This is a genomic window from Rubinisphaera margarita (assembly GCF_022267515.1).
Lineage (GTDB): Bacteria > Planctomycetota > Planctomycetia > Planctomycetales > Planctomycetaceae > Rubinisphaera > Rubinisphaera margarita.
Genome location: NZ_JAKFGB010000021.1, coordinates 221,973 through 244,737, shown reverse-complemented (window position 1 = coordinate 244,737; position 22,765 = coordinate 221,973). Strand labels below are relative to the sequence as shown.

Here is a 22,765-nt window from a genome sequence, read left to right as displayed (position 1 = left end):
CTTCAGTATCGAAGGGATGTTCTCGACTGTCAACCGCGGTTCTTCGCCAGTTGCTCCGGCTTCATCTCTACAGACGCTTTCTCCAGGTTTCGACATCAAGCACTTCACTGAGAAGCATCTGTTGGGCACAAAGAATCGAGCGATGCAGTTCTTCCGCCGTTACTTCTCCCGCCTGGTTCGACAGATCAAGGGTCCCGGTCGCATCGTTGAGGAATTCGACGTTGATTCCCCGGTGCACCGCCTGGCGGGCTGTCGTGTCGCAGCACATGTGCGTCATATACCCGGCTACGGTCACTGTGTCGATCTTCTGCTCACTCAGCCAGTCTTCGAGATTCGTTCCCGTGAAACTGCCGGGCATCGTTTTCTCGACCAGCAGATCCCGCTTCCTCTTCGCGATCTCCGGATGCAGTTCCCAACCCGGCGTTCCCTTCTGAAAGAACGGCTTGTCAGCGTCGGCGAAATGATGCTGAACGACAACGACGGGAATCCGCCCGGTCGCGGCGTCGACCGCTTCGAGAATTTGTTCGAGATGGCCGACCGGATGCGTGATCGGCAGCGCTCCCGTGAAGTACTCGTTCTGAACGTCGATGACCAGTAGAGCGCGATTCATGTTCATTCTCCCTCTCCGCCTGAAGCGGAGTTGTTCGATCCTGATGTGGCAGGACTCAGTGTAGTCGCTTCTCCGGCAGAAGTTCGAGGACGGCGAAAATTGCCCGATGATCCGAAGCGATCGCCTCGGGCAACACCTCAACGTTCACGACACGCCAGCGTTCCTGCGGTTGGAAGAGTACGTAGTCAATCTGACGCCGTGGACGGTCGACCGGCACCGTTGCCAGCGGATCACTATTCGCTGAAGTCCAGGCCTGTTTGAAGATCGCGAGCGTCTCGCTGTCTGGTGTCGCGTTCAAATCGCCCGCGAGAATCGCCGGCCCCTCTGCCTGAGATGCCAGATCGTTAATCTTCTCTGCAGAGGCGAGTCGTTCACGTTCGTCGGCACGATAATCGAGATGTGTGGCGAAGAACCGCAGGGATCCGAGTCCGTCGGACAGACGAATCTCCGCTTCGATGATCCCCCGTTGTTCGCCAGCATCCACATTGGGCAACTTGTGATTCTCATAGTCGACAATTGGCAGTCGAGAAAGCACGGCGTTGCCGTAATGACCGCCCTGCAGTTCGATGTTGGCCCCGAAGACGACGTTCAGATCCGTCAGCCGGGCCAGTTCAGCCGGCTGGTCGATCCCTTCCGTGCGGTCCACATTCTGATCGACTTCCTGCAGCGCCACGAGATCAGGTTTTACAGAACGGATGACTTCCGCGATCCGTTCGAGATCAAGTTTGCGATCCACGCCCTCGGCGTGATGGATGTTGTAGCTCAGGACTCGCAGTCGAACGGGGTCGGCGGCCTCAGTACCCACAGCGGAGAGGAACACCGAAATCACGACGAGAAACAAAGGCTTCATTAATCGACCTTTCTACAGGCCCATCTGACGTTTATTACGGACACAACCGATTCGGGATCTTTGAAGTCTAGAGAGACCGACGTCACTTCACAAACTGGCCACGACCGCCGGTCATGATTCCGAGACATCGATTCACGGTATGATGTTTGCAGGTCATTGTATTGACTGCCGAACGACTTTCCATAAGGTTGACCTACCATGTGCGCGCGCAAATCTTCGGCTTCCGCAGAAGCGTCATCGGCTGCGGAACACGAAAAATCGATCTGGACGATCGGTCATTCCAATCGGGAGTTCAACGAGTTTCTGGGCATGCTGCAGGGTTTCTCAATCGAGACCCTGGTCGACGTCCGCCGCTTTCCGGGATCCCGACGCCATCCTCAATTTCAACAGGACTCGCTAATCGCGACTCTGGGCGATGCGGGGATCGAATATTCGCATTGGGTCGGCCTCGGTGGCCGACGTAATGGCCGGCTTCCCGACTCGCCAAATGGGGCCTGGCGGGTCGAGTCTTTCAATGCCTACGCAGACTACGCCCTGAGCGACGAATTTCAGCAGACCTTATCGGAACTCGAGTCTCTGGCCACTCAACGGCGGTGTGCTCTGATGTGCTCCGAAGCCGTCCCCTGGCGTTGCCACCGTCGCCTGATCGCCGATGCTTTGATTGCTCGCGGCTGGACCGTGTGGGACATTTTCTCGGCGACTCGAGCCCAGGAACATCAACTCCCGGACTTCGCGGTCCAGCAGAAGGACCGCGTCATCTACCCGGCCGAAGCCACCGAATGATCCATTGCCGACAAATCCCCCGGCGCGAGCGTGGGCTCCGGTCTCTGGATCAGGAGTCCCTCACTGATGGTTCACGTTTCGTATTCTACGGACTGCCAAAATGGTTCGAGACTTCACGACACGTTGGCGGTATCCTGATGGGCGAACATCCAATACCCTACCGTTTTGAGAACCGAGCCGATCTGTATGAATTCCTCGCGTGTCGATCGCCCACTGCAGGCTTCGGACGGAATCGCTCCGTGGCTGGTATATCCGGTCACGATGACGCTCTGTCTCGGGTTGTTCTTTGCGTTCGAACAGATGGGATGGCCGACCTTCTGGGCTTCGTTCGTCCCGGCTCTCCTGGGAGCCGGCCTCGTGCAACTGGCCGAGCGTAAGATGCCGGCGCGGATCGAATGGATCCCGGATCGCCAGACTGTCTCGGCCGATGTGGCCTACATGATCCTCGTGCAGATCCTGTTGCCTCAGGGGCTGGCCCTGATCGCTGCACTGGCTCTGCAGAGATGGCTGACTGCACAGCAGTGGACCGCCGGGCTCTGGGTGCATCACTGGCCGATTCTGGTGCAGGTCGTCCTGATGATCCTGCTGGCCGACTTCCTCCGCTACTGGCTCCATGTCGCCTGCCACCGAATCCCTTTTCTGTGGCGCTTTCATGCGGTCCATCATTCGCCGCATCGGCTTTACTGGCTGAATGTGGGACGCTTTCACCCGCTCGAGAAGTCGACCCAGTTTCTGTTCGATGCATTCCCTTTCATTCTGCTGGGCGTTAGCGACCGCGTGCTGGCTCTGTACTTCGTCTTCTATGCCGTCAACGGGTTCTTTCAGCACTGCAATATCCACCTGCGTTTTGGCTGGCTGAACTATGTGATCAGCAGTGCGGAACTTCATCGCTGGCATCACTCTCACGTTCCGAAAGAAGCCAATGCCAATTATGGCAACAATGTAATCGTCTGGGACGTTCTCTTCGGGACTCGTTTTCTGCCGAAGGATCGGCTTGTGGCGAAGCTCGGACTCAAGAATCGCGAGTACCCCTCACGGTTTTGGACTCAGATGAGGACGCCATTCGTTCCCGGTCTGGATCAGAAATCGACAGAGACATTCTCATCGGCACGGCCCGACCTGCTGCTGCGTCTCCGGATGGCCTGGATTGAACGGCGAAACTGGAAGCCGATTCAACGCAAGACAGACGATCCAGAAGAGGCACAACGGAATGTGCTGCGAGCAATCATGAACTCGCATCGCGAGACAGAATTCGGCCGAATACATCAGTTTGACAGGGTCGACTCGCTCGACGACTTCCGCCGAAATGTTCCATTCAACGACTACGACAGCCTGCTTCCTTACATCGACACTCAGGAACGCACCGGGCAACCCGCGCTCAATCCGGATCGGCCCGAGCTCTACAATGTGACCAGCGGAACGACCGGGGCGGCTAAATACATCCCTATTCGTTCGCAAACGCTGCAGGATCTGCGACGGACTCAACAACTCTTCGCGCTGTTTCAGCACCGAGCCGATGAACGAGCATTTGCCGGCAGGATCATCGCCATCGCCGGGGCAGGAATTGAGGGACATCGGTCATCCGGCATTCCCTTTGGTTCAGCCTCCGGAGTGCTCTACGCTTCGATGCCGCGGCTCATCCGTAATCGTTACGTGCTCCCGCCCGAGGTGTTCGAGATCGACAATTACGAACTCAAGTACTACGTCATTCTGCGGCTGGCCCTTGCCGAACGCGACGTGACCTATCTTGGCACGGCGAATCCTTCGACGATTCTCCGCCTGCTCGATCTTCTCGAGGAGCATCGCGATCGTCTGCTGGAAGACATTGAGCGCGGAGTCGTCTCGGCAGCAAACGGCGATCTCCTCAGGTTGGACCGCGCCATCATAGCCCGCTGCCGGCCAGACCCTGAGCGGGCCGAGACGCTGCGTCGCATTATGGATGAGAATCCGCCTCAGTTATTGACGCGGATCTGGCCGCGACTGGCCATGCTGTCGACCTGGACGGGAGGCAGTTGCGGCATCGCCCTGGGAGCGGTTCGCAAGCGGCTCGATCCGCAGGTGTCCGTGATGGGACTCGGCCTGATGGCCAGCGAGCTGACGGTGACGGTTCCCATGAACGCCGATGAGGAATCAGGGCTACCGACCTTCTGGAGCAACGTTTTCGAGTTCGTCGAACGCGAAACCTTTGACCAGGGCAACCAGTCCTGTCTCGGCCTGCACGAACTGGAACTCGGTGAGCAATACTATTTGTTTGTCACCACGCCCTCGGGATTGTTCCGCTACGCGATGAACGACATTATCGAAGTCACCGGATTCTACGGCCGCACTCCGCTGCTGCGGTTCGTGCAAAAAGGAGCCGGCATCACGAATATCACCGGAGAGAAGCTGCACGAGTGCCAACTGATTGAATCCGTCCACCGTCTCGAATCGGACTGTCGGGCCGAGGCAAGTTTCTTTCTCGCGGTCGCCGATGAAGAAACAGCCCGCTACCGACTGTTCATCGAATGGCAGACCCCGCCGGCTGACGGATCGAGCGAAAAGCAGTATGCGGACGTTCTGGATCGCTTGCTGGGAGAGGCCAATCTCGAATACGCCGCGAAGCGAGACAGTGGACGCCTCAAGCCAGTTGTCGTGGTCTCTCTGCAACCGGGCTCCGGCGAACGTTTCAAGCAATTCGAACTGAGCCGGGGCCGTCGGGAAGCACAGTTCAAGACCGTCGCCCTGCTCTACGCCCGAGAGCTGAACTTCGACTTTGCGGCCTGCTCCTACTCGGAAGTTTGACCGGCCTGCGCGGGAATGACGGGAAGTTCGATACGCGACGCCGTCTGTCCACAGCAGTAGAGCGTCTGTCTTGCGACCACACTTTCCACCTGGCCCGGATCAAATTGGCCGGTATTCAGATTCCGTTCATACCGTGGAAAATTGCTGCTGCTGACTTCGATCCGGATGCGGTGCCCAGGTAGAAACACATTACTCGTGGGCCAAAGTTCGACGGCGACTTCCATGGGTTCACCTTCGGCGTTTTCCGCGAGAGCTTCCGGTTTGATGCGGACGAGTCCGTCGCAGATGTTCCATGCCGAGCCGTCAGGATAAACGTCTACCAGTTTGACCGTGAAATCTGTCGAGGCGGCCGACGTTCGCACATAGAGGGTGGCTCGCGGTACGCCGGTGACTTCAACTGGCTCTTCGAGAACGTCGGTGGAGAAGACGAGGACGTCAGTCCGCGTCTCGAGGTCATTCTGCTGGCGGATTCCGGCCCGGGTGCCGAGCATCGGTCCGCCCTGCGTCGGAACGGGATCGTCTGGATCATACGTGTAGGGAAACGCCGTCGTTTCGGTTCCCGGGTCATTAGTTCGAAGCGTTCCTCCGCGATGTGTCTCTCCTTCTGGAGTCAGAAAATATTCGACCCGCTTCTCGCGTTCGAGTGGCCATTCCTGTTCATCCCGCCATTCATTGCGGCCCATAACGAATATTCGGACCGGCGCCATCTCTGGAGTGGGCTTCCCTTTCAAGTGCCGGTCGAACCACGAAATCGTCGGGGCGAGGCTTTCGATGCGGAAATGAGTTCCCTGAAACCCATTCGGGAACTCGATCGTCTCGGCATGGATCCACGGACCGATGATCAATCGTGTCTCTTCGGCGACTTCACGCTTCGCTTCGGTTTGGATCGTCCGATAGTCGTTCAACTGGGTCGGCAGATAGGGATCGTACCATCCGCCCATTAGCAGCACGGGAGCCTGCAGCGTTCTTACCCGGTCGAGGCCATCAACCTTCTTCCAATATTCGTCACGCGTTCGATGTGTCACCCAGTTGTTGAAGAACCCGATATCAGCTGACGCCCGGTCATCTGCTTCAATGACCGGCAAGGTGCGAGTTCCGCGTTCGAGCATTTCATCCGGCACGGTATAGTTGACCGGTCCATACGAGGTGAGTGCCCAGTACAAAGCACTCTCGAGAGCGAACACCCCCTGCGGATAAAGCATTCCGTAGTGATCGGTGCTCGACTCCATCACAATCATCGCATCCAGCCCGGGATCGCTTTGATCGGCGATCACCCACTGCGTGTAGGCAAAGTACGATCCGCCCCACATTCCCACCTGACCGTTGTACCACGACTGCTCGCTCACCCAGTTCAGAGTATCCAGACTGTCCTCTCGCTCGTGCTCGAACGGAACGTGTTCTCCACGTGAATCTCCCCGTCCACGTACGCCCTGAATGATGGCTGTGTAGCCGCGCTCGGCCCACAGACGCCCGACAATTGAGGCAAACAGATCGACTCTCCAGTTATGAGAAAACGGCAGCCGAACGAGGATGGTTGGCGTCTTCTCCAGCCGATAGGGTCGGTAGACATCGGCTTTCAGCTCAACGCCATCCCGCGTCGTCAGCGGCACCGCTTTCTCGATGATGACCGCATATTCCGAGCGCCTCGCTCCTAACTCACTGGCCAGATAGGAAGGCAACAGCAGATACGCTGTCCAGACGAGCGTCGCGGTGAACGTCAGGAGAATGATTCCGACCCACGTCACCGCCAAGCAGACGCGTCGAAACATCGAAGAGCCCGATTGCTCACTCGCCGGGACTTTCGCCCGTCGTCGAAAGTATCCACCTAGTGTCAGAACATAACACGCCAGCACCCAGTGAAAGAAAATCGGGATGGAACGACCGGTCCAGCGTTCGGCGGGATAAAGACTCATCCGCACGGAATAGCGGATGGCCATCACACTCAGATAGACGATCCCCAGAAACAGGAGAATCTGAGCGAGTGCCCGATGCGGTCTGGCGTACCAGGTCCACTGCCGTGTAATCCCCAGATTAATCCGTACCATCAGCCCGATGATGAGCACCTGACTGGACAGCAGCCAGGGATACGGAATCAGACCTGAAAACCATTCCGGGGAGGGGGGAAGGAATGGCGTCAGCCCGGTTTCGACAAGAAACTGTCCGAGGACTCGCATGCAAAACAACGCCAGCAGCCCCCAAAGCGCGATCCGCGTACTCCGTCCCACTTCCAGAGCAAGGTCGTTCTTCGCGTTCATACTTCCTCTGTTCCGGCGAGCGGACGAAGGAATTCACTCGGGCGGCTCACTGGAAGGGGGCCTCGGCCATACGGAACATCATGCAGATTCAGCCGGCCACCCGGTCCGAACATCAGGGGAGGTTCCACCACATCGTGCTGCAGCAGATGAGTTCCGAAAGCTCCTTCGTGCCCCACGAGAAGGTCTCTGGCAGCACTGGCCGCCGTGATCCCCAGACGGGTCAACAGACTCGTCTCACCCACCTGAGCTCCGACGATCACGCGAATTCCTCTGCTGCGAGCCTCTTCGATGATCTGCAGCGTGCGAACGATTCCCCCCAGCTTCGAGACCCGCAAATTCACGATCCAGCGATCGGGATCTCCCTGAAGATGCGAAAAGTCGTTGCGACAAAGGAAGCTCTCGTCGAGAATCACCGACCGGTCCAGTTCCCGGGCCAGCTGTTCGAGCCCTGCGTACTCGCGAGCCACAATAGGTTCTTCGATCGCTCGAAACTGATCCTTCCAGGGACCAAGGTATCCCACGGCTTCTACGCAACTTTGCCAGAGGTTATTGGCATCGACTCGGATCCGCTCAGCATCAATGCCTGCGTCGTTTAGCAGATTCCACTTCGTCCTGTCGCGCTCGGCGTCTCTGGACAGCTTGATCTTAAACTGCTCGAAGCCGAACCCGACGTACTGCCGCAATTGCTTCTCGAACGACTCGGCAGACTGATCGCCAATCACTGCGGTGTATCGAAACGAACCTTCAACTGCCGGCAGCCCCAGCAGGTCTTCGACGGCCAATTGTGATCGGCGACACAACAGATCAAGCACCGCGGATTCGATTGCACACCAGCACGATGGCGAGTGATCGATTTCGGCCTCTCGCTCCGTTCCCAACTGTCGGAGATCGTCCAGGTCGTTGACACTCTCGACGACGGCTGCGTGGATTCGATCGAAAAACGTTCGGCAAGTTGTCAGATCCTCGCCAGTCACGTAGGAACGCGGGCACCCCTCGCCGTAGCCGATGTTCCCCTGTTCGTCTTCCGCTTCCGTCCAGATACTCAGTGTCTCGGAACGCTCTGCTCCGGCATGCCGGAACGTCACCGCGAACGGGACCCTTAAAGCGATTAACTCGAGACGAACGATCTTCACGAACAGACTCCTTGGCTCCGCTTCCGAAAGGGAGAACCTGTTCGTCAATTCTCACGAAATCACCGCCGCATCACAATGGTGCGAAGATCGTTGCCTTCAGGCCGAAGCGACATTCAGGCGAGGACGTTCGTCCGTGAGCACTCCAGCGGTGATACGAAGTTTACGTTCAGCCGTATCGGCGATCGAGTTGTCGTGGGTCACCAGGATGATGGTCTGATCGAACTGCCTCTGACAATCCCGCAACGACTCCATCACCATCGCCCGCGATTCCGGATCAAGGTTGCCGGTGGGCTCATCGGCGAGAATGAGTCGGGGAGTAGCAATCAGAGTTCGGGCCAGCGCTACTCGCTGCTGCTGTCCGGCGCTTAGTTCCGACGGTTTGTGATCGGCTCGATCCGAAAGTCCAAAACGCTCCAACAACTCCAGAGCTCGATTCCGCTGGACGGACGCCTCCGCCCGGCCGATCGTCAACGGGAGTTGAACGTTCTCCAGTGCGGTCAGCCAGGGAACCAGGTTGAAATTCTGAAAGACAAAGCCGATCTTCTCATTCCGAAACCGCGAGCGAGCCGCGACACCGAGCTGATAGAGATTCTCGCCCAGAATCTGCACCGTCCCCGACGTCGGAGCAAGCATTCCGCCGAGCATCGAGAGCAAAGTTGTCTTCCCACTGCCGCTCGGCCCGACAATGGCGATGAACTCGCCCTGCTCTACCGACAGTGTCGTGGCGTGAAGCGCAGTCACTGTCTGTCCACGCCGCTGGTACTGTTTGAAGACGCTATCGATTTGAATCATGATTCACCCTGTGGCTTACAGATCCTGAAAGCAGACGGAAGGATCGAGATGGCCGGCCTTTCGAGCAGGAAAATAGCTGAACAGCATAGCGACGACGAGAGCCGAAGCGAGCCCCCAGCCGATCGCCTGCAGGGAAAGGTCAAGCGGAACGTCGACGACCATCGGGCCGCAAACAAAGGCCAGAACGGCTCCAAACAGCAGCCCGACCGCGCCGCCGACAATACCGATCAGCGACGCCTTCATGAGGACGAGTCGCTGCAACAGTCCTGGAGTCGCCCCCAGTGCCAGCAGCGTTCCGAACTCGCGGCGGCGTTCGGAAACGTTGGCGAACATGACACTGGCGATACTTGCTCCGCCGACGAGCATCAGAATGGCGAACAGCAGATACGACAGTCGGCTCATCAATCGATTCATACTCACCTGGGCTTCGACGAGTTGCGAGATCGTGATCACGCGAGCATCCGGCAGCAGTTCTTCGAGTTCCGCCACGAGTCCATCGGTCACGTCTTCACAGCAGCCCATGACCTCAATCACATTGACGACCGGTCCCATCCCCGAAAGATCCTGCACGGTATGTAGATGCGCGAACACCCGCTGATCATCCACCGTTCCTGAAGCCGGCAGGACCGCTGCCACGGTGAAGGTCTCGCCAAGAATCTCGACCTCGTCTTCTTCTTTGAGTTCAAGCTCGCGTGCCGCGTCAGCTCCGACCAGGATCGAGAACGGAGCAAGGTCGTGCACAACGCGAGTCTTCGCGTACGACTTCAGATCCCGCATATCTCCGCTGGTTAACTGACACGTCCGCCCCGTGCAGTTCTGGTGCTTACTTCCCAGTTCGGTTTGCTCCATCTCCTGGAACATCAGGTCGACACTCTGCCAGGACGACTTCTGAAAGAACTCGGTCCGCGGCAGAATACCGGTGAGTGTCACTTCCTGATCATCAATCGACGTCGGTAGACAGAGCTTGGGCGCCATTTCTTCGACGCCGACTGCCTGAGCTAGAATGATGGTCGTCACGTACTCTTCGGGCAGAGTCTCGTTGTGGAGATCAGCCGCGTAATAGTCCTGCAAATCCGCCGACTTCGGAAGAACGAGGAGATTAGCCCCCAGTTCGTTCATCTGCCGAGCCACCTGGGCTTCCGACGAACTCGCAATGCTCTGAACGGAGACCAGAGCGGCGACGCCCAGCGCCACGGCGAGCAGAGCCGCAATTGTGGGCGCGGGCCGTTGCAGGATCTCTTTCCAGACCAGAGATCGGAATGTCATGATCGCCTCACTCAGCTAAAAAGGAAGGTCGAATCTCTTAGCGACCGTGTGACTTCTTGCACTTCTCGCAGTTGCAACTGCCTGACGCATGGACCTTTTCGGCCAGGACGTCGAAAGTCGCATCGTCATCGAACGTGCCAAGATGCCGGCCCGGAGGAGCGAACAGAATCGTCTTCGGCTGCTCCAGATCCGTGCTCACCTTGACTCGGGAGAAGAAGTCCTGTTCAGCCGGGTCCTTCGCCGAGACGCGAATGTCCTCGGAACGGTCGGAGAAGTCTTCGCTGTCCAGGAATCGCTCGGCAGCCGAACTCGGCCTGGCGCCATCACTCGGCAGCAGGCTCACGACTGCGATCTTTCCATTCTGCAGGGCCAGGACCACATCGGCGTATCGCGGCGAAAGAATCGACCGGCTCAGCTGTGTGGACGAGACGCTCCGATGGTAGATGCACGTCACGGCTCCGTTTGGTGCCACACCGATCACGGACGGCAGTGGAAGCCGACGGGCATCGAACTTTTCCACAACAGCCGACTCGCTTTTGCTGTAGACATGCACTTTCTGCCAGGCTGCTCGATCAGCATGGTCTTTCACATGCGATTCCACCGCCGATTCCATACGGCGAGTCAGCGAGTCGTCGTTCCGGTAGAAGACGAGATAGGTGTACCGCCCGCTTGCGGCATTCTGTTCGAGCAGGTTCGCCCCGCTTAATTCTGCACCGAAGCCAACGGAGCCTGAGCCGGCCAGCAACGTCATCGCTCCGGTCCACACAAGAAACTCGCGTCTGTCGATGATGTGATTCATTGAACTCCTCCTGCAGAAGTATCGGTAGAATGGGAATGTAAGCATTCTTCAGATTCATCGAAACATCACTCGGCTGTTCGCCAGCCAAGATCGGAAACTCCCGCGGCTTGTCGAACTCGCCGAAGCTCGCCCGGCTTGATGTAAATGTGACAAAACCGCGGTCGCTCGTTTTTTGAACTCAATGCCGGTTCCTGGCTCCGATGGCGAGGACACTCCCGGGGCAGCCCTCGACATTGAATTCGGCCAGCACTTCGAAGCTGATCAGAGAGATCAGCCAGAGAGTCCCGTCGCCCGAGTTACTGAGACAGGCATAGGCTCCGTCGCTATCAAAAGCGATCGAATGATGCCCGTAGTGACCATCGATCTCTGTCGGCCCAACGACGATCGTCCGGGCGACTTCGGCATCGCTGAAATCGCGGTCTCCATTGGGATCGAGATCCACAATCGTCAGCAGTTCCTCACCGTCTCCCACTTTCCGGTCCTGAAATAGGATGGCCAGCCGCTTGCCAGCTGCGGTGAGAATCGGTTGCGGGGTCGTCAGCGAAAGCCCGTCGGCCACCTCAATCGGCAACTTCATGACTTCAGGATCATCGGCTTTCGAATCAACCAGGCAGAGAGCAGAAGACTCCCCTGCTCCAGTACTGAACAGGACATAATTGCGATGCGTGGAAAACGCCCCCGTGCGTAACGGCTTCTGCGTTTCCGGATCGGCTCCCAGATCGAGATGGTGAATCTCCACCCCCTCGGGACTCTGCTGCGCTTTCGAATCGGTCTCGACCCAACAGACTCCTTCCGCCGGAGCAAAGAAGACGCGCCCGGAATTGGCCGTTGCTCCATGAATCGTCCCCGACGGGAGCGTGAAGGAATAGCCACTCTTCCGATTCCCCGATTTCCGCAGGTTCACAACATCGACCCGTCCGGCATTCGGGCCTCCGCCGTCAATCCAGGTTGAATATGCGACCCGGTTCTTCACCGCGGCCAGAGTAATGTGATTCCCTCCCCCCGAAAAGAACCGGCCGGCTTTCTTCGAGCGGCTGGCGAGATCATTGGGAAAGAACTGCGTGAAACCATCGTTGGTGTCATTGGCCAGGTAGAATGCCCCGTCGTACGTGTAAAGGTGAGCGGGATTTCCCTGATTGGTATCCAACTTTTGTGTCAGGACTTCCGGGGGATGCTCGAACTGCCAGTCGTAATGGTCTCCGTGTGAGTGACCGACCACTCCAGTGGAGACCGCAACCCAACCACTTTCATAGCCCCCACCATCATCGTCGCGAATACCGACGAGGAGCTTCCCGTCGAGAATGTCCATCTGGACGAGGTTCTGTCGTTCAGGATCAAGTTCCGGAAATCCTTCGATCTCAGCGGGCGCCAGCGACCATTCTTCCCCTTTGGTCACGTCCGCCCATTTGAGACTCGCTGTCTCGCGATCCTGCCAGAAGACTCGCACCACGGGATCCGGGCGTTCTCCCAGATCGTACTGACTCAGCGGAACAGGAGGAGCCGCGATGACCAGAGATGGCAGGAGCAATCCGCCCCAGCACGCCAGCGCAAACGAGGTTCGCCGCTTCAGACTCAGCAGACAATTGTTGAATGTCATTGAATATTGCTTTCAAAAGAATCCATTTTCTACGGACGGGTTAGGAACAGAAACTGTTAAAACGGGCCTCCCTGCCCTTCTTCGTAGCGACCTTTTCGCGATCCGATCTCGACCAGACTCCATTCGACGGGCGAACGTGAACGGTCGATCCAATAGAAGCGAGCCGTGCCACTCGAACTCCGGTACACCAGCGGATTCCCTGAGATGCGAGGGTTCTCTGTCAGCGAAGGATTGTCCGCAAAGAACTCCTCCAGCCGTTTCTCGTCAGACGACTGCAACTTCAGATCCCGCGTCCAGACCTTCTCCCCAGCGGAAAAGCTCTCCGGAAGGGCTGGCCCGATGGACTCGGCCGTTTTCGCCGCTTCGTGGCCGCAGCCCGCCAGGGGACTCGCGAAAATCATCCCCATCGCAAGCAGCCGGATCCGCAGGTGGTGTGATCCTCTAGAACTCACCGAGGACCTCCCCGTCGTTGCGACTGAAAAGATTCCTCAATGTCTCGCCGTGAACGTTCTCGCTGATGAATCGCACACTGCCATCACACAATGAGAACTGCGCTCCTCCCTGATGAAGACTGCGGGGACCGGAAAGAACTTCGCCGTGATGGGTCACGTCGGGCACTCGTGAGTTCGGCGTGAGATAGCCGTGAATGAGCGTGTGATATCCCGTACTGCTGATCCAGGCTCCTGCACGACGTCCTTCGAAGACGGTTGAGCTCGCTGCGCTGGTGAGCATCGCATCAGCATCGACAGTGCAGGCTCCGCCGCCGCTGATACGGGCCATTTGACGCTGAGAATCGACCAGCGACGTGGTATCGGACTGACGGAGTCCGAACAGCGTCTCCGCGATCAGAGCCGTGTTGCTCGTCCCGTCGGTCAGATCCCGGAAGCGGGTGCGGGAACCACGCCAGAAGAGCCCGTCGTTCTCGCTGCTGCAATAGTTCATCTGTCGGCCGGATCCGCCGTTGAGCAGGTAATTGCTGCCCGCCCAGACATCGGAATTGTTATCCACCCAGATCGGATTACCGGCGTCACTCGGGCAGAGCAGCACCTGCAGTGGCTGTCGGGCAACGAATTCGATCGCTGTGTTCTGAACCGGAGCCCACGGGAGCCCCGTATTCACCGGTTCGTCGAAATCAATCAAGTCCTGCAGGTTGCCCTGTTCCACAAACGGCAGCAGCTGAGCGAGGGCCGAATAGGCGTAGAGTGAACTTCCGGACTGATTCGGCATCGCCGAGTGCGTGTCGTGATAGTTGTGCAAAGCCAGCGCGAGCTGCTTGAGGTTGTTTTTACAGCTGGATCGTCGTGCAGCTTCTCGTGCCTGCTGAACCGCCGGCAGGAGAAGCGCGACTAGTATGGCGATGATCGCGATCACAACCAATAGCTCGATCAGCGTGAAACCATAACGTTTGAAGGGCATTCGTTGGCTCCATGGTTTAAGGAAGGAATCGGTCGATGTGCCGGAGTTCGTGCAAGAAGCCTTCGCCGCGAACGTACCGCCCTCTCGGACTGGTCGGGTTCGATTACGGACCGCACGTCGCGGACGAAGGGACTTCTCACATGAGAACGAGCGCGTCTGACCAGTCAGCATCAAAGGCTGACCGGTTCGCACCAGTCGCAAAGCGTCAGGCGCGGGCGCAAAGCACACGTGGTAGAGCATTTTCATGCTTCGTCTGCAGTCGCATGGGCGGCAATCCCCCGGCCATGCTGAATTTGCTCCTGCAAACACCTGCAGTCGTTTTTGAATTTGCTCTAGAAAACAGAGGTGCTGGATGCCCAGGCGGCGTCGGCGTTTCAGAACCCCATCTGAGATGCGGTCCAGAGACGCTTCGTGAGGAGATTCGTCGCGCAAAACGCTATAAAATCAGCCTCAGACCGGCGTTTGAGCAAACCATTCAGACCGATTCCGGTGGAGCGCGGGGCTGGCAATAGCGAACCAGCTCGCCGGAGAGCAAAGGAACTGCAGGCAACGCGGCCTGAGTGCAAAGCAGTTCCGTCGATTCCAGTTCGACGGTCGAGATCACCGAAGCATGATGCAGCGTGTACCACTGACAAACCGGACAGGAGTCGTGATCATGATCGGGAGCGAGCGGCGTGTCGCTCGATTCCTGAACGGGGGAACCGTGCGAATGATGACAGCACGTCGAATGTGAGCAAGCCGAATCCGCAGCATCGGACCGACCGTGATCGTGCAGGCCGCACGTAATCGCGTGCCACGCATTTCCGCCGGTCCACAAGGAAAGAATCCCCGCGGTCAGCAGCATGATCAGGAATGGTCGGTGAGCGAGGCGCATTGTCTCTCGTTTACTCTAAGCGTCCGACCAGTCGCTTCGCGGATTATGCGAGGCATCGGCCAACTTTACAAGTGAAAAGTTCTTGAATTTCTTTGCGATGAAAGCAGAACGTCTTCACGTTGAGTTACGAGAAAGCGACCGACTCTGTTGAACGAAATGATCCGTTCAACAAAGAATCATTCAGATGGCCATCGCCTGCAAAGCACACGCTTGTTGTTATCGAGCGTCGATGGCATCCAGACAAAAGCGATTACCGGATTCGAGAACGACATTCCTGGCCAGCTCGAACTGGTGTGATCGACTTTCCAAAAAATGCATCAGGTAGCCGGCCGTGTTGGGCAGCACGATCAGATCGCCCCGCCCGATTCCATTCGGGAAACGAAAGCGTCGCATGAGAATCGAATCCGATTCCGTGCAGTAGGCTCCCACGAGATAGCCTTCGCATGGACTCGTGGACTCGGCGTTCGGCTGCCGCAGCAGTATCGGATCGACGAGAAAGTCGTCACTCCCCGTACGACATTGCGTGCGATTCATCGCCAGCCCGATGAGATGTTCCCCGCTGGGATGCCTCTTACAGAACTCAACCCGGGCGACTGTCATGCCACCCCCATCGAGCAGGCTGCGCCCCGGTTCGCATCGCAATTGAAGTTTTCGTTGACGAATCGCGTCCGCAATGGTTACCGATGCCCTCATCTCGCTCGCCAGAATGCCGTCGAGCCATTCTTCGCGGATCAGTTTCTGATAGTACGGATAGAGATTCCACCTCCCCACGATCTTGCCATCGATTGCCTGTAGCCCCAGCCCGTGATTTCGCCACGTGACAGATTCCCGGCGTCCGCGGATTGCCTCTTCGTGAGTTGCCCAGAACGTGTCCCATTCGGCTTCCGAGTCGAGGTAGCGCATCGGAAAGCCTCCGCCGATATCGAGAAATTCGATCGGAGATCCGAGATCACGCAGGCGATCGATCAACGGAAGGCACTGACAGATTGCTGATACTCGCTGCCTCGGACAATATCCGTCGAGATGAAAGTGGACTCCGACCAGTTGCACGTCGGCACTGAGCGTCGCCAGAACGGCGGCGAGATCGTTGATTTCCTCGATATCGAAGCCAAAGCGGGAAAACAGTTTTTCACCTTCATGTTCGAATCCGCTGATTCGTATCGCGATGGGAAAGGTTCGCTGCAGCGCGCTCGCAATTGAACAGGCCAGTTTCAACTCGTCGACGTTATCGACGACAATCGTGACCTGATGTTCGATGCAGAGCTTGATCAATGCCTCGGGCTTGATGGCCGCGGTGCAGACCATATCGCTGCCCAGGCTTCCCCGGCTCAAGGCTTGAGCACATTCGTGCTCACTGGCCACATCGATTCCGGCACCGGCCTGTAATGCGGCATCCACGAACGAGAGACACTTATTCGCCTTCCGAGCGAAGAACACGCGGAAGTCAATCTCGTGTCGTCTGGCGACGCGATCGAGCGATTCGATGTTGCGAACGAATGGCCCGGTCGCCACCACGTTCAAAGGGGAGCCAAACTCCGCGACAGCGTTGCGAATCTGCTCAGGTGCGTCCTCCAGAAGACTGCTCATCCAGCCTTCAAGCCTCGCTGTCAGAGGTGGCGTACCGCGACAATAGCTTCGAAGTTCGGCGGCTTCCTCGGAGTGAGGCTGCGGATCAGATTCAGGGACCGACATCCAACTTCCTTCTTGCGTGCATGCGGGCGACAACTTCCCGAGCCCAGTGCCGGGGATGTTCGTGCAGTTTGCGACTGAGTGTATCATTTCCGAGAATACAGCCTTCGGTCGCCCGACCGAAGATCGCCAGATTTTCCGTCAGTCTCAGTCCATCCCGCATTGGCCGTCCGGCTCGGTCGACATCGATCCCTTCGGCTCCGCTCCGTCGACTGATCATACCAGCGTCAAGCAACTGCCGCATTGGTCCCTGTGGAGAGATCTGTTGAGGGGAAGGAATAACGGCATTCACACACGCATCCAGCATCACTTCACTCTTCGTCGTGGAGAGGAGCAGAGTATCTTTCGATGCGTTCAGCGAAGCCGTCAGGTAATTGAGGTCGACCAAGTCCGCTTCACAGAGCGCCAGAATTCGTCCAAGGTTCTCGGCTGGCGGTCCAAACGCGATCCGCTCCATCTCGCAGGTGATCTCGCGAAAATCGGACCAGGCAGCCGGGTTGAGCCCGCCGTGACTCACGGCTGAGACAATCGCCGGATAGAGATTTCGCCACGCCGCCCCCAGTGCCCAGCTGATCTCCGGAGCGGCCTGCCCTGTTGCGACACAATATGATTTCTGCATCACAGAAAACGCAGCGTCCCCATCTATTTTCGAGCCAACCCATCGGTCGAACCAGTTCCGAACGGATTCCGATCCCGTCGGTGCTCCCGCCGAAAACACGTTCAGCGCCGCCGCCGCTGCTTCGAGAACAGGTTCCCAAAGTTCCTCGGCCGTTCGAATCGATTCACTCGATCGCGAAACCTCGATGATTCGTTGTCGCCCCCCATTCCAGACGTCATTCAACTCCGGTGGTTGGACGAAACGCGATTCATCCGGCTTGGCCACCATCGGGCGGCCAGTTCGTGAGAACGGAATGATTGTCGCCGGTTCTCGCCCTGACGGCTGGTAATGCCAACGGCCGTTATTCTGATGGAAGTGCCCTCCTCGTCCTTCCGTCAACGACAGGGCGGCATCGATCCAGGTCAGACCAAATCCTCGCACTCCGACCACCTGCCCAGACGGGGTTCGGGACATCGCCAGTTGCTGAGTCACGGGAAAGACTCGCACCAGACGATCAATGCACGAGTCGTCTTCAACGGGAGGAGCTCGCCAGCCTTCGTGCCCGACGGTCAGTACGACTTCATCGAACTCATACTCTTCCCCACTGGCGTTGAGTCGCCAGCGAGTCCCGAGGCGATCCATCCCCGTGACCGGACTTTGGACCGTACGGAAGTTGACGCAACACTGCAGTTGCTCCTCAATGTGCCGGTAGCACTCATGGAGATATTCCCCCACGATCGCACGGGGCACATAACTGTGTTCATTAAACCTGCCTGGGGTCCTCTGCTGGAGCCAGTCAACCAGAGTGAGCTTCGAGGAGTTTGCTTTGATGTCTCCCTCGCTTCGAGGCCACGCGTCGATCCGTCCGGCCGAGAAGTTCATCCGGAGATGATGGGGCTGCCCGGGATCATAGATATTCCCCGCTCCTGGAAAAGACGCTGGCTCGAACACGATCACAGAAGAACGGAGCGTGACTGGATCAGCCTCACGGAGTCTCTCGTGAAGCGACTGCAGACAATAAAGCCCCCGCGGCCCGCCCCCAACAATCGCAATTCGGAACTCTTCCGGCTTCTCAGCGAAACGAGTGCATGAATCGCGTTTCTTCTCTGAAAACGTGATCTCGCTCATTCCGTAACCTTGCTGGTCGGAGCAAGTGCGGGTTCATTGATGCGATTCGATACCTCATCGCGCGAAACACCCAGGGCCGCTTCCACCCACTCATCGTTAAAGATCGTATCGAGATATCGGGTTCCCGAGTCGTGAAGAATGGCCACAACGCGCGAACTCCCGACTTCTTCCTGCAACGATCGGACAGCTTCGAGCACGCCACCGGCTGAACCGCCAATCAGCATCGCTTCCCGTCGCGAAGCCCGGCGGCAACCGGTAACGCAATGAAGATCAGAAACCCGCACAATGCGGTCGAAGACCTGACCTTCCGCCAGCTCGGGCAACTGTCCCGCCCCCAATCCCGGAACGAGGCGTTTGCCGGGCGTGCCACCGAACAGAACGCTCCCTTCGGCATCGACGGCTATCACCTTGGTTCGCCGGCCCCGCTTCCTCAGATAATCGCGACACCCCTGAGCTGTCCCGGTACTGCTCGTGGCGACAAAAAGATAATCGAAGTCGCCGCCAGTCGCTTCGTCGATCTCCTGGATGGTAGCCAACTCGTGCGCCATCGGATTGCAACGATTGGCGTACTGATTGGGCCAGAAGCTGTTCGGATTCTCTTCCAGAAGCATCCGCACGCGGGCGATTCGGGCGGTTAGAAAATTATCGTTGATGGGAGTCTCGACGCGAACCACCTCTCCGCCAAGTGCCTGAATGATGGCGATATTCTGGGATTGGGCGTGCGGATCGACGACGCATAGAAACCTCAGTCCATGGTATCGACATGCCTGGGCGAGCCCGATACCCATATTGCCCGATGACGACTCGACAATCGTGGTCCGCTCATCAATGAAGCCTTTCTCAAGAGCGTCCGCCAGCATCAGAGCGGCTGGACGATCTTTCGCACTTCCTCCCGGATTTGCCGACTCCAGCTTCACGAGCAGCTCCGGCGACTCGTAATCCAAATATCTCGAAAGCCGGACGAGCGGAGTCTTGCCGATGCAATCGAGAATCCCTTCGGACCACCTTCCCGCATTGGTCGAATGTGTATCAATGCCGGGAAGACGCCGAGCCCGCTGTCCAAGATCAATCATATCCGCGAAACCTGTGCACCAGACCGTCGATGGCGTGAATTGAATGCCTCCTGCTGTCACGCCTGTCAGCAGACCGGTCAACTAACGCAATCGTTGTGCCAATGCTGTAAGTCGCGTGGAGACATCTGTTTGGAGTGTGAAAGAATGATCGAATCGAACGTTCGCGGTTGACGGTGCACCATTCCGCTCGCGAAACGAGCATGGTACGGCCCTGTCTCCATAGAGTTGTCGGGGCTACTCAGACGTCATCTCGAGAATGACCCGGAACCCGATCGACGGGTCGACAATCTTCGACGGGGCGTAGTGGCGATAGGCTGACCGACTGAAGACGGGACGTCCCTGAGCATCCCCGCCGCGAAGGTTGCGATAGTTGTCGACCGGCGTCACAAAGGGGTCCGTTCGTGTTCTCGTCGAATAGGCTGTGCGACGATAGGAATCTCTACACCATTCCAGTGGAGTGCCATGCATGTTGAGCAGCCCCCATGCATTCGTGCCTCCCTGCAGAAATTGCGAATGCGACGCAATGGCTTCCTCGGGGCTCATGGTGAACAGCGCTTGCCTGTCGGCATCGACCACCGACCAGTCCGTGGTAGTTCCCGCTCGACAGGCATGTTCCCACTGAGCTTCCGTGGGCAATGTCACGAAGTAACCGGATTGCTGCTCGTTCAGCCAGGTACAGAAGAAGGTCGCGTCGTCCCACGAGACCCGCGTTGCTGGTTCCGAGAGTTCCAATTCCTCTTCATCCTCCGAGAGGTTCATCGCCTGGACATAGCTCTTCCATTCCGTCCATTCACGCCCCTCACTCCTAAAAGCAGCCAGGACCTGCTCGTGAGTAACTTTCTCGACGCTCATATAAAAGGGCCGCGTGATTTGCACCTTGTGACGGGGAGACTCTGCGTTCAACCGCTGCCGCTCTCCTTCCGAAAGCATGCCGTCGCCCGCTGCTAAGTACATCGACAACCCGGCGGCATCAGTTCCCATGGCAAACTCGCCGGGCGGAACAAGTCGAACGGAAAGAGGCGACGCTCCTGGAACGGGCATCTCCTGCTCCGCCGGAATCGACAAGGCAGCCGCCCAGTCGGCCTGGACGCGCTGAGCTTCCGCGGTGGTCAGCGCAGCAATCGCAGGTTCTGGGAGATTCTCATTCCACTCAAACTGAGGAAGCGGATTGAGACCGCGAAGGTCCTCATCATCAACCCAGGTCGCACCGATGATGGTGCCGTGCCTGTTGTTGCCGCTCCGATCCAGCACGGTTTGGGAAGAGTCGTTCTGATCATCAATATGATAGAGGACCTCAGTCGCCTCGTCAGATGGCAACTTCAGCTGCGGCGTAAACGGTTCGACGTAACGGACGCCAGACGAAAGGCGAAATTCATGAATCAGACCTCGGAAGCAATCTCGCAGAGTTTCAACATCCCGACCGACCAGCTGGGGATCCGGGTTTGCCCCTAAATGCAGCGGAAGCGGTGAGGCCCGATGACGGTTTCGGAAGGGAACTTTCGTCCCATGAGGACGCCCATTGACGTACAGGGCCAGAGAGATGCCATCATAAACAGCCGCGAGATGAACTCTCTCCCCGAGATGCACCTCTTCCTCAGAAGTCGCTTCGACGTAGGTCCCTCCGTCGTGCAGAAGAAATCGGAGGTAACGATCCTCTTTCAGTGAGATCGAGATCCCGGCAGCCTCGGCATTCGAGATCAACTCTTTTTTGCGTTGGTCCAGCGTTCCAAATGGTGTGAACCACATTTCCATCGTGAAGTGATATTCATCCTTCAGAACGAAAGGTGTGCGGATGCAGTCGTCGATGCCGTCAAGAAAAAGAGCGCGTGCAGGGTTCGCTCGACGATCCCCCTGCAACTCACCTCTGTCGAGCCGGAGCAGTGTCGCCGAGATTGGTTTCGGAGCCGCGGCTTGTTCTGCTCGCTTCCCGGGAGCGACCAATAACAGTGCGGCAGCGATCACACCGATGAGGGCCAGCACCACTCGTCCAGCCTTGCGCGAATCGAGTTTTCGAGGAGCCGCGTCGTCGCGGAAAGCACCCGTCGGGACGTCTCGTGGAACCAGGTCGAGCGTACTGCTCTCTCCATCGACAGGATCTGCTCTCAGCCCGCAGTATTCTGCGAACTTTCCTGCGAGGTCGAGAAGCTCACTCTCCTCTGAGAACTGGGAAAGTCGATCGGCAATCTCCCGTGGGGAACTCCCCCGCTCATTGGCCGACTTACTCAGCAGCTCTTCAACGAGCCGCTCAAGGGACTCGGGAACCCCGGCCACAAGCGTTTCCAACCGGGGCGGCGTCTTGTAAAGATGAGCATGAAGTTTCAGATAGGTCGTGTTCGAATCGCGAAACGGCGACCGTCCACCAATCAGATAGTAAAGAGTACACCCGAGCGAGTAGAGATCGGCTCTGATGTCGACGTCAGCCCCTCGAATCTGTTCGGGAGCTATATAGTCCTCTGTACCGATAATCTGACCATCGCCGGTCAGTGTCTGATCGGCAGCCGTGGGACGAAGCCGGGCCAATCCCAAGTCGAGCACCTTCACCTGACAACTCGCGACCGTCCCGTTTTCGTTCAGTTGAATATCAAGGAAGAGATTGGAAGGCTTAATGTCGCGATGGACGAAACCATGGCTGTCGAGATGGTCGAGAGCCAAAGCCGCCTGCCGGGCGATTTCACAAGCCGCAGCGATCGAGACCGGAGCTCGCCACTTCAACAGTCGGCGCAGATCACCTCCCCGAAGCAGTTCCAGAACAAGGACTGCCTCACCGTCGATGAATCGGGCATCATGAGCACGAACAATATGGGGATCCGCAATCACACCGCTGGCCTGCATTTCCCGGCGAAAGCGCTCCTGCGCTTCCGTGGATTCGGCCAGATGCGAATGCAACCTCTTCAGGGCGACAGATTTCCGAAGCTCAACGTGTTCCGCCTCGTAGACGGCCCCCATGCCTCCCTGGCCGATCTTTCGAATGATCCTGTACTCGGCGAGTCTGCTGCCGAACGGCAAATCCCGGGTGAGCTGGACGAGTTTTCGAGTGTTCGACGAACCGCTCTGAAAAGCCGCACCGAGTTGCCTGCGAAACTGAGACAGGAACTGCTTTCGAGAAGACATAGATGCGTCC

Annotated in this window: 17 protein-coding genes; 2 read left to right on the top strand and 15 right to left on the bottom strand. The window is 57.7% G+C overall.

Annotated elements, in window-relative coordinates:
- Positions 1-67: 67 nt before the first annotated feature.
- Positions 68-610 (bottom strand): cysteine hydrolase family protein, encoded by a 543-nt coding sequence (locus L1A08_RS20740; protein WP_238758459.1) that lies wholly within the window; start codon positions 608-610, stop codon positions 68-70.
- A 55-nt stretch (positions 611-665) separates the two neighbouring features.
- Positions 666-1,460, bottom strand: a complete 795-nt coding sequence (locus L1A08_RS20735; protein WP_238758458.1) for an endonuclease/exonuclease/phosphatase family protein — start codon at positions 1,458-1,460, stop codon at positions 666-668.
- Positions 1,461-1,658: 198 nt separating this feature from the next.
- Between L1A08_RS20735 and L1A08_RS20730 the strand changes: the two genes are divergently transcribed.
- Positions 1,659-2,243 carry a DUF488 domain-containing protein gene (locus L1A08_RS20730; protein ID WP_238758457.1) on the top strand — a complete coding sequence of 195 codons (585 nt, stop codon included), beginning with the start codon at positions 1,659-1,661 and terminating at the stop codon, positions 2,241-2,243.
- Positions 2,244-2,429: 186 nt separating this feature from the next.
- Complete coding sequence (locus L1A08_RS20725; RefSeq protein ID WP_238758456.1) at positions 2,430-5,024, top strand: GH3 family domain-containing protein; 2,595 nt, start codon at positions 2,430-2,432, stop codon at positions 5,022-5,024.
- On the opposite strand, the gene L1A08_RS20720 is transcribed toward L1A08_RS20725, so the two are convergent.
- The 13 genes from L1A08_RS20720 to L1A08_RS20660 form a co-directional block, all read right to left on the bottom strand.
- Positions 5,009-7,279, bottom strand: a complete 2,271-nt coding sequence (locus L1A08_RS20720; RefSeq protein ID WP_238758455.1) for a CocE/NonD family hydrolase — start codon at positions 7,277-7,279, stop codon at positions 5,009-5,011. The two genes, L1A08_RS20725 and L1A08_RS20720, sit on opposite strands and share 16 nt — an antisense overlap.
- Positions 7,276-8,412, bottom strand: coding sequence for an enolase C-terminal domain-like protein (locus L1A08_RS22890; RefSeq protein ID WP_238758454.1), 1,137 nt, complete (start codon positions 8,410-8,412; stop codon positions 7,276-7,278). The genes L1A08_RS20720 and L1A08_RS22890 overlap by 4 nt, the downstream gene beginning before the upstream one ends.
- Before the next feature lie 96 nt (positions 8,413-8,508).
- Positions 8,509-9,204, bottom strand: coding sequence for an ABC transporter ATP-binding protein (locus tag L1A08_RS20710; RefSeq protein ID WP_238758453.1), 696 nt, complete (start codon positions 9,202-9,204; stop codon positions 8,509-8,511).
- Positions 9,205-9,219: 15 nt separating this feature from the next.
- A complete protein-coding gene (locus L1A08_RS20705) occupies positions 9,220-10,470 on the bottom strand; it encodes an ABC transporter permease (RefSeq protein WP_238758452.1) in 1,251 nt (416 codons plus the stop codon).
- 37 nt (positions 10,471-10,507) lie between these two features.
- A complete protein-coding gene (locus L1A08_RS20700) occupies positions 10,508-11,269 on the bottom strand; it encodes a hypothetical protein (RefSeq protein WP_238758451.1) in 762 nt (253 codons plus the stop codon).
- Between the two features lie 178 nt (positions 11,270-11,447).
- A complete protein-coding gene (locus L1A08_RS20695) occupies positions 11,448-12,866 on the bottom strand; it encodes a hypothetical protein (RefSeq protein ID WP_238758450.1) in 1,419 nt (472 codons plus the stop codon).
- A 56-nt stretch (positions 12,867-12,922) separates the two neighbouring features.
- Positions 12,923-13,318 carry a hypothetical protein gene (locus tag L1A08_RS20690; protein ID WP_238758449.1) on the bottom strand — a complete coding sequence of 132 codons (396 nt, stop codon included), beginning with the start codon at positions 13,316-13,318 and terminating at the stop codon, positions 12,923-12,925.
- The gene (locus L1A08_RS20685; protein ID WP_238758448.1) at positions 13,308-14,282 is read right to left on the bottom strand and encodes a DUF1559 domain-containing protein; all 975 of its coding nucleotides are present in this window, start codon (positions 14,280-14,282) and stop codon (positions 13,308-13,310) included. The genes L1A08_RS20690 and L1A08_RS20685 overlap by 11 nt, the downstream gene beginning before the upstream one ends.
- Before the next feature lie 475 nt (positions 14,283-14,757).
- The gene (locus L1A08_RS20680; RefSeq protein WP_238758447.1) at positions 14,758-15,156 is read right to left on the bottom strand and encodes a hypothetical protein; all 399 of its coding nucleotides are present in this window, start codon (positions 15,154-15,156) and stop codon (positions 14,758-14,760) included.
- Positions 15,157-15,372: 216 nt separating this feature from the next.
- A complete protein-coding gene (locus tag L1A08_RS20675) occupies positions 15,373-16,848 on the bottom strand; it encodes a Y4yA family PLP-dependent enzyme (protein WP_238758445.1) in 1,476 nt (491 codons plus the stop codon).
- The gene (locus L1A08_RS20670; protein WP_238758444.1) at positions 16,835-18,571 is read right to left on the bottom strand and encodes an FAD/NAD(P)-binding protein; all 1,737 of its coding nucleotides are present in this window, start codon (positions 18,569-18,571) and stop codon (positions 16,835-16,837) included. The genes L1A08_RS20675 and L1A08_RS20670 overlap by 14 nt, the downstream gene beginning before the upstream one ends.
- On the bottom strand, positions 18,568-19,644 hold the full coding sequence (gene sbnA / locus L1A08_RS20665; protein WP_238758443.1) for a 2,3-diaminopropionate biosynthesis protein SbnA: 1,077 nt from the start codon (positions 19,642-19,644) through the stop codon (positions 18,568-18,570). Before sbnA ends, L1A08_RS20670 begins: the two co-directional genes overlap by 4 nt.
- A 234-nt stretch (positions 19,645-19,878) precedes the next feature.
- Positions 19,879-22,755 (bottom strand): protein kinase domain-containing protein, encoded by a 2,877-nt coding sequence (locus L1A08_RS20660; protein WP_238758441.1) that lies wholly within the window; start codon positions 22,753-22,755, stop codon positions 19,879-19,881.
- Positions 22,756-22,765: the final 10 nt, after the last annotated feature.